Source organism: Protofrankia sp. Cas8, assembly GCF_963555845.1.
Lineage (GTDB): Bacteria > Actinomycetota > Actinomycetes > Frankiales > Frankiaceae > Protofrankia.
In genome coordinates this window covers 23,173-24,705 of record NZ_CAUVXI010000067.1, presented here as the reverse complement: position 1 = coordinate 24,705, position 1,533 = coordinate 23,173, and the positions used below count along the sequence as shown (strand labels likewise).

At 69.6% G+C, this 1,533-nt stretch carries 1 protein-coding gene and 1 pseudogene; one reads left to right on the top strand and one right to left on the bottom strand.

Translation table 11 applies throughout. From position 1 onward, the window contains the following. A pseudogene (locus U9977_RS12215) lies at positions 1-235 on the top strand (NDP-sugar synthase); the annotation flags it as partial. 78 nt (positions 236-313) lie between these two features. On the opposite strand, the gene U9977_RS12210 reads toward U9977_RS12215, so the two are convergent. Next, entirely contained in the window at positions 314-1,180 is an 867-nt protein-coding gene (locus tag U9977_RS12210; protein WP_322749350.1) for a DUF3105 domain-containing protein, read from the bottom strand. Between the last annotated feature and the right edge of the window lie 353 nt (positions 1,181-1,533).

Below are 1,533 nucleotides of genomic sequence, written 5' to 3'. Positions count from 1 at the left end.
CAGGGTGGACGGTGCGGTGCTCTTCGACGGTGCGGTCATCGGTGACGGTGCGGTGGTGCGTGGATCGGTCGTCGGCGCTGGCGCGGTCATCGGTGCACGGGTGTCACTGGACGGGGTCGTCGTGGGCGACGGCGCGCGGATCGAGCCCGACAACGAGCTGCGGGCTGGTGTCCGGGTGTTTCCCGGGGCGGTCCTCGGCGCGGGCGCGATCCGCTTCAGCTCGGACCGCGCCTGACCGCTGTGCCAGCCGACGCTGATGCCCAGCCGACGCTGATGCCTGGGTTCCCCCGGGACATCAGCGTCGGCGCCGGGGTTACGGCGTGGAGGTGGCTGCGCCCGCCGGGGCGGACGTGGCGGCACCGGTATCCGATCCGGCGCTCGGCGCGGTGCCGGCCTGGGTGTTGCCGGCCTGGGTGTTGTCGGCCTGTGCACTGCTGCCGGCCTGCGCGGTGCCGGCGATGGTCGGGCTCAGGTCGAGCGGGCCGCCGGACGCACCGGACTCGGACGCGGTGGGGGACGCCCACGCCGCGCCGGCCGGGCTCGGGTTGGCGTAGGTCTTCACGAACTCCTTGATGGCCGACTCCGACACGGTCGCGCATCGCTGGGTGCGGTCCCACGCCGTCAGCACGAAGTGCTTGTTGTCGGCGAACTCGCTGCGGGCCCAGGGGACGGCGATGAACCGGTTGCCGGCCGCGTCCGCGGCGGTACGCAGCGCGGTGACCTGGTCGTCAGGGAGTTTCGCGTCGTACCAACCGATGATGAAGCCGTGTTCCAGGTTGTGGACGGCGCGCTCGATCCGCAGGTTGGGGATGCGCTCGTAGAAGCGGTAGGCGTCCGGTAGCGGGCTGGCATCGTGGTTACCCGACGACGGCGGCGCGAGGTCGTAGTTGACCGTCTGGTTGGCCGCGACGTGGGTGTTGCCGCGGGAGGCGTCGTTGACGATTCCGGTACACCCGGCCGCGGTCGCCGCCGCGCTCGCCGCGGTGACGTGACCGACCGAGTGGGACTCATCCTTCGCCTGGTTGGCCACCAGCGCGTAGACGATGATGCCGGCCAGCACCGCGACTGCGACCAGGCCGCCGGTTCCGTAGATCAGAAAGGAACGCCGGCGTTCCTGGCGCCGTTGTTCCCGCCGGAGCGTATCGAGTCTTGCGTTGCGTTCCGCACTCTTTTTTCCCACGGCGCAGGATCCTACGGAGGGTCGGTGGTCGCCCGCGCACCTCGTCCCCGCCGAACCCGCCGGGCGCTCTAAGTCCTTCGGGGTTGACACCTGGGCAGACGGGGTGGTCAGATTTCGGGGATCGACAGCTACAGCTCGCAGGCGCAGTCGAGGGTGACGCCTTGGTGGGTGGCCGGCCCAGCACGAGTGGATGGTTGACATACATTTTCCGCCCGAAAACTGGCGCCTTCTGACGTCTTCCTTCCACTCGTCGCACCGGGGCCCGCTTTCCACAACCAGGACCACGAGCACGTCATCTCGCACCGTGTAGATGACCAGCAAGCTTAGAGCGCCCGGCAATAGGGGCGTGGATG